Genomic DNA, 5752 nt, shown 5'->3' on the forward strand with positions numbered 1-5752 from the left:
GTAGGACCCGGGTTCGATTCCCGGCAGCTCCACTGAGTATGTGCTGTTCAAAGCGATGAATTGGGTACGCGCCGCAACTACGGCAAGAGACGTCATACGACGGCGAGTCACGTTGTGCACGCCCGACACCGCATCACGAGAACGTGTATCAGATGAGCGCTCTTGTCGCGGTGGCAGTATTTCGTTTGGTTGGGATTGCCACCAGCGATCTCCGGTGATGAACTTTTGCAGCTAGATGAGGAGCCCAAATGACCTATCGCCGCCTTGCTTGGGCGCTCGGCGCGATGGTGGCGGCGGCCATCATTCCCGTCAACGCCCACGGCGAGCCGCCGACCAAGTGTCTGACCAACACTCCCAAGGGCAAGCAGGTCTACGTGCCCTGCGATCTGCTCAACGCCGGCGCCAATTTCCCGCCGGGGCAGCGTTGTCCTCCACCGCTCGAGCAGTACCCGAAAGATGTGGCGGACTGGTGTGGCGAAGGCCCAGGCCTTGCGAGTCCCACGCCCGCTAGTCCTACGAGTCCTGCGACCCCAACGAGTCCTGCGACCCCAACGAGTCCTGCGACCCCAACGAGTTCTGCGACCCCTACGAGTTCTGCGACCTCAACGAGTCCTGCGACCCCAACGAGTCAAGTGACCTCAACGAGTCCTGCGGCCGCAACCAACCCCACGAGCCCGGCGGCTCCGGGCAATGCACAGTGACGACATCCTGCATGAGGTGGTCCACCTGGGCTACACACGTCGACGCTCTTGATCAATGCGGTTGTAGCTGAGCGGTGCTGGTGTTGCGAAGACGATTCCCGGCAGCTCCACTGAGTATTAGCTGGTCAAGCGCCCTGCCCTGCAGTTGACTAACACGCATCAACGGAAGCGGACGTTCAACGTCGCCAAGCCGAAGATCTTTCGGCCATCGGACTTCGCCCCGACAAGGACGACACCGGTGCGTGTCGCCGGGTCCAGTGACTTGACCTTGCCGCTGAACTCGATATCGCAGCCTTCTTTGGCCGACACGATCGCGGGCGCCGAGAGCCGTACCGCGTAGCGGGTGACCGCACCGGGGTCGCCCGTCCATGTGGAGGCGAATCCGGCACCTAGCCCCATGGTGAGCATTCCGTGGGCGATCACGTCGGGCAGGCCGGCCAGCTTGGCGATCTCCTCGTCCCAGTGGATCGGGTTGGCGTCGCCGGCCACGCCGGCATAGTTCACCAGGTCCCCGCGAGACAGTCCGGCGTGATGCGCGGGTAGCTCGTCGCCAACCTTCACGTCATCGAAGGACGGCGTCCCTGGCGTCCGGGTGCTGCCGTGCCCGGCGAGCCGAATCTCGCCCTCGGGGCGCACCGTCTTCTCATACGCGTCATCGGCTGCACCGACTGCGGTGATGTCCATGTCATGCATCATGATGTTCGGCACGGCCAACTTGATCGCCGGATCGATGTCCTCGGCGGTGACTCCGACGACGGTGGTGTGCAGGGTGTGCACCCGCTCGCCGGCTGCGTCGGTGAAAGTGTTGGTCACGGTGATCAGGTCCCTACCGGCGATCCTGCGCACCGATGTCAGTTCGACGTCAATGTGCAGTTCGTCGCCGGCCACGATCGGGCGGTGCTGCTCGAACAACTCTTCGGTCTGCATGTAGGTGTCGTAGCCGACGACAACCTGTTCGAACATGCGGCGATTGCAGGTCATGCCCGGCGTCGACGTGAATGTCAGCGGCGCCACCAGGTCCGCATAGCCCAGCTCCGCGGCGGCGGCGACGTCCCAATGCGCGGGATGATAGTCCTGCACCGCGCGGGCGTACTCGCGTAACTTCTCGCGGCCGACCAAGTAGGTGCCGTCCATCTGGTAGTAGTGGCCGACCCGCGATTCGAGCGCCGACGCTTCTGCTGTTGTCATGAATTGCTCAACTTTTCTATCGGCCAGTTCGCTGGGGCCGACCAGAGCACACTAACGCGCGGAAGCCGGGTCCCGGCGACTCGAGTCCCGACAAGCACCTGCGGGAGCGCTGTTCAGTTGCCGGCCTCGATTGACGCGACTCTCGCGGCCGCATCGGGTCCGCAGAAGCGCTGGAGGTCCACGCCGCCCGTGGCCAGGAGGTCGTCAATGCGGCGCTTGACGTCGCCCGAGGAAAGGTGGGCGTACAGGTTTTTACCCGGGCAAGAGGTTTGGGCCAGGTCCCGATGGCCCGCCAGTGTGTCGGGCGAGATGTGAAAATTCTGGGCGGCCCATGCGAACGCGCGAGCTACTCCCTGGAGCTGGGCCTCCGGCACAGCCTCCTGATCGAAGTCTCCTTCGCAGAGGACCAGGAAATGGCCCGTCGTGTCATAGTCCGTGGCGGTGTCGCCCGCGATCTCGGTGCTCCGCAGTTCGTAGATGTTGCCATTGCGGTCGACGCCGACGTGATAGGCGATGTCGATCCATCCGTGCTGGTCCTGGTGGTATCGCTGATCCTGTCGGAGATGGCCTGGGGCACTGCGGTTCTCGCCAAGGACGACGGCCTCGTGGTGGAGGGTCATCCGGGTGATGGTGTGGCGCTTTCCTCCGGAGCGGGCCGGTCGCGCGCCCCAGGCGTCCCGGCAGAGCAACGGTGCCGAAGTCGTAGCGGTCAGGCTTGCACTGATTGTCGAGGTCGGGCGAGGAGTCGGAGCCGAAGGTGGCTTCGGGCCGGTCTCAGACGCTGAGGCCGAGTCCATCAGCGTCGCACTCGAGCAGCTGCCGACCAGGGACGCCGCCCCGGCGCTGCCCGCCAGCACTAGCAGCTGACGGCGGCTGACCAGAGCTGGCGGGCCGCACGCTGGCTCACACACGGTCCTCACGATACGGGCGTGACGCCGGCCCGCGGCAGGTCTTCGTTCAGGTACTACCCAGCGCGTCGCGCACACGTCCGCGTGCCCGGTCAAGCCGGATGGCGGCCTCGGTCGCGTCGACGCCCGCGAGCAGGGCGACGATCGCCGTCTTGGCGTGACCGCCCGCGGCGCCGAGCGCGGCGGTCGCGGTCTCCTCGTCGACACCGGCCACGTCGCGGACGATCCGCACCGCGCGGCGGCGCACCTTCACATTCGTCGCACGCACGTCGACCATCCGCGGGCCATAGGCTTTGCCGAGCGCGATCATCACGCTGGTCGAAAGCGTATTGAGCACGACCTTCTGCGCCGTCCCCGCGGTGAGCCGCGTGGACCCGGCGAGCACCTCGGGCCCGGTCAGGAGCTCAATTACCACGTCGGCAGACGCCTCGCTTCTCGGGTTGTTGACTATCGCAACGGTGAGCGCGCCCGCCGTGCGTGCGTGCTCGAGCGCCCCGACCACGTACGGCGTGCGGCCTGACGCGGTGATCCCGACGAGCGCGTCGGCGGCGGTCAGGTCGCCGAGATCGGTTGAGTCAAAGGCGTCTTCGGCACCCTCGATCGCCTCGGTCAGCGCCGCCGGCCCGCCGGCGATCACGCCGCGCACCAAATCGGTGCCGAACGTCGGTCCGCACTCGGCCGCGTCGAGCACGCCGAGCCGCCCCGACGTTCCGGCACCGGCGTAGATCAGGCGGCCGCCATGCTCCAGCCGCGCGGCGATCGCCTCGGCCGCCGCGGCGATGCGCGGGACCGCAGCCGCCACCGCGCCGTGCGCGTCGGCCTCGGCGCCAACGAGCAGCGCGACGACCTCGCCGATGGGCCGCGCGTCGAGGTCGTCCAGGTCTGGCCGCACGGCTTCGGTCGCGAGCGCATCGAGGCCGTGCGTCGCGGCGGCCGCCTGCAGGCGGATCACGTGCGGCTCGTGGATCGCTCCTAGCCGCAGTGCGCCGTCGAGCGCGTCGCCGGCGGACGGGATGAGGTCGAGCTGCTCGCGCAGCGCCTGGACTCCCGCCAGTCCGCCGACCATCGCCACCGGGCCATCCCCGGCCCCGCGCGCGGTCGCGGCGAGCGCCCGGGCGGCGGCGCTGATGATCGCCAGCGCCGCGGCGTCGCCCTGCGCGGCCAGGACGTCGGGCGCGAAGGACGCGAGCGCGCCGGCACCGGTGAGCTGCGCGGGCCAGGTCTCCGGCGCGCCGAAGCGGGCGCGGGCGGCATTGAGCAACGTGGTGGACGGCCCCCGGCCGTCGTGGGCGCGCAGCGCTGCGCGCAGTCCGGCGGCGCCGATCCACGTGCCGCCGCCCTCGTCGCCCAGCCACGGGCCCCAGCCGTCGGCGGTGCGCAGTGCGCCGTTCGCGTCGATCGCGAGCGCCACGACGCCGGTGCCCGCGATCAGCACGACGCCCGGCTCCCCGTTTAGCGCGCCTGCGTGCGCGATCACCGCGTCACTGGTCACCGTGACGCGCTCCGCCCGCAGCGATGCCAGCAGCGCATCGCCCAGTGCGCGCGCCGCGTCCGGTGCCGCCAGCGCCCCGGCGGCGCCCACGATGACTTCGTCAACCGGGCCGAGGTCTCGCACGATGGCCACAATCGCCGCCTCCGCGGCCCGCGCGCCACCAGGCGCCGCGAGCCCTGGCGCGCCCGCGCCCTCGGCCCTGCGGCCGCCTGCCGTGGCTCGGCAGGATGTCTTGCCGAGGTCGACGGCGAGGATCATCGCAGCTTCTGCGCGAATTCAATAATGTTGCCGTCCGGGTCGGCGATGTGCAGCGTCCGTTCATGCCATGGTCGATCCACCGGTCCGCTGAGGATCTCGACACCGAGCCGTCGCAACCGTTCCGCTTCCGCATCGACGTCTTCGATCAGGAAGCCGATCTCACCGCAGGGCGGATTGCCGCCGTCGCGACCGATGAGCCCGGGCAGCTTCGAGCGTTCGAAAAGTGAGAACTTCGTGTTTTCCATGTCGAACTCGACATAGCCGTCGCCCTCGATTCGCACCCGGAGCCCGATCACGTCGCGGTAAAACGCCACCGACCGGTTGAGCGACTCGACGTAGTGAATGACGTAGTCCAAACGCGGCATGCAACGCACCGTATCGGTTCCCGCCGTGAGCTCGAGGATGTTCAGCGACCGGTGAATAGGGGAACGCGGCGCTGGGCCGCCGCCGTCACGCCCTCGCGGAAGTCGGCGGTCGCCCCAAGGCGCGTTTGTTCCTCGAGCTCGTGGGCGGTGGCGGCTTCGACGGCCTCGGCGAGTCCGGCGCGCATCGTGGCACGGATGCTCGTGAGCGCCAAGGGAGCCGAAGCGGCGATACGCTCGGCGAACCGAATCGCTGCCGGGCGAACACCGCCGTCAGGGGCTAATTCATCGAAAAGCCCCGTTGCATAGCCGATTTCACCACCGAAACGCTCACCGGTGAGCATCCACTCGAGCGCTTTTTGCTGGCCGACAACACGTGGCAACGTGGCGGTGATACCAAAGCCGGGATGAAACCCGAGCTGGCTGAAGTTGGCTGCAAATTTCGAGGAGGGTGCCGCCACCCGGAAGTCTGCGCTGAGGGCAAGCCCGAGCCCGCCGCCGATCGCGGCGCCCTGCACCGCCGCGACAACCGGCTTGCGGGCGCGGAACAACCGGATGGCCTGGGCATAGAGCTCGCCCGGCGACGAACGATATTCGGCGGGTTGGGAGAAGTCGGCGCCCGCGCAGAAGTGTTTTCCCTCCGCGCACAACACGATCGCCCGGCATTCGATGTCGTCGTCCAGTTGCTCGTAGGCGTCGGCGATGCGCGCGATCAAGGCCGTGTCGAAGTAGTTGTTCGGGGGCCGGTGGATCTCCACCATGGCCACGTGCCCGACGAATTCGATGGATACATCGACAGTGGTCATAGCTGTTCCAACAGTTCGCGCACGGCGGCATTGAATG

The 5752-nt window shown here is 67.8% G+C and carries 5 protein-coding genes and 1 pseudogene; all 6 read right to left on the bottom strand.

Annotated features, from left to right (window positions below; all coding sequences use genetic code 11):
• Nucleotides 1–860: 860 nt before the first annotated feature.
• The 6 genes and pseudogenes from VFW69_RS02200 to VFW69_RS02225 all read right to left on the bottom strand — a co-directional run bounded on the left by VFW69_RS02200 (nucleotide 861) and on the right by VFW69_RS02225 (nucleotide 5670).
• Nucleotides 861–1889, bottom strand: a complete 1029-nt coding sequence (locus tag VFW69_RS02200) for a fused (3R)-hydroxyacyl-ACP dehydratase subunits HadA/HadB (protein WP_526497721.1) — start codon at nucleotides 1887–1889, stop codon at nucleotides 861–863.
• A 113-nt stretch (nucleotides 1890–2002) separates the two neighbouring features.
• Nucleotides 2003–2578, bottom strand: coding sequence for an N-acetylmuramoyl-L-alanine amidase (locus VFW69_RS02205; RefSeq protein ID WP_526497723.1), 576 nt, complete (start codon nucleotides 2576–2578; stop codon nucleotides 2003–2005).
• A 268-nt stretch (nucleotides 2579–2846) separates the two neighbouring features.
• Nucleotides 2847–3740, bottom strand: coding sequence for an N-acetylmuramic acid 6-phosphate etherase (murQ, locus tag VFW69_RS02210; RefSeq protein ID WP_526497727.1), 894 nt, complete (start codon nucleotides 3738–3740; stop codon nucleotides 2847–2849).
• A 78-nt stretch (nucleotides 3741–3818) separates the two neighbouring features.
• Nucleotides 3819–4547, bottom strand: a pseudogene (locus VFW69_RS02215) (BadF/BadG/BcrA/BcrD ATPase family protein); the annotation flags it as partial.
• Complete coding sequence (locus tag VFW69_RS02220) at nucleotides 4544–4912, bottom strand: VOC family protein (protein ID WP_526497725.1); 369 nt, start codon at nucleotides 4910–4912, stop codon at nucleotides 4544–4546. The pseudogene VFW69_RS02215 and the gene VFW69_RS02220, both read right to left, overlap by 4 nt.
• Nucleotides 4913–4953: 41 nt before the next feature.
• Nucleotides 4954–5670 (bottom strand): enoyl-CoA hydratase/isomerase family protein, encoded by a 717-nt coding sequence (locus VFW69_RS02225; protein ID WP_526497729.1) that lies wholly within the window; start codon nucleotides 5668–5670, stop codon nucleotides 4954–4956.
• Nucleotides 5671–5752 lie beyond the last annotated feature (82 nt).

The sequence above is a fragment of the Mycobacterium sp. genome, from assembly GCF_036273375.1.
In the GTDB taxonomy this organism is placed as follows: domain Bacteria; phylum Actinomycetota; class Actinomycetes; order Mycobacteriales; family Mycobacteriaceae; genus Mycobacterium.

What these genes read in the sequence shown, in the direction of transcription:
- VFW69_RS02225 (WP_526497729.1), bottom strand. Translation starts at nt 5,670, where the DNA reads ATGGTGGAGATCCACCGGCCCCCGAACAACTACTTCGACACGGCCTTG.
- VFW69_RS02200 (WP_526497721.1), bottom strand. Translation starts at nt 1,889, where the DNA reads ATGACAACAGCAGAAGCGTCGGCGCTCGAATCGCGGGTCGGCCACTAC.
- VFW69_RS02220 (WP_526497725.1), bottom strand. Translation starts at nt 4,912, where the DNA reads ATGCCGCGTTTGGACTACGTCATTCACTACGTCGAGTCGCTCAACCGG.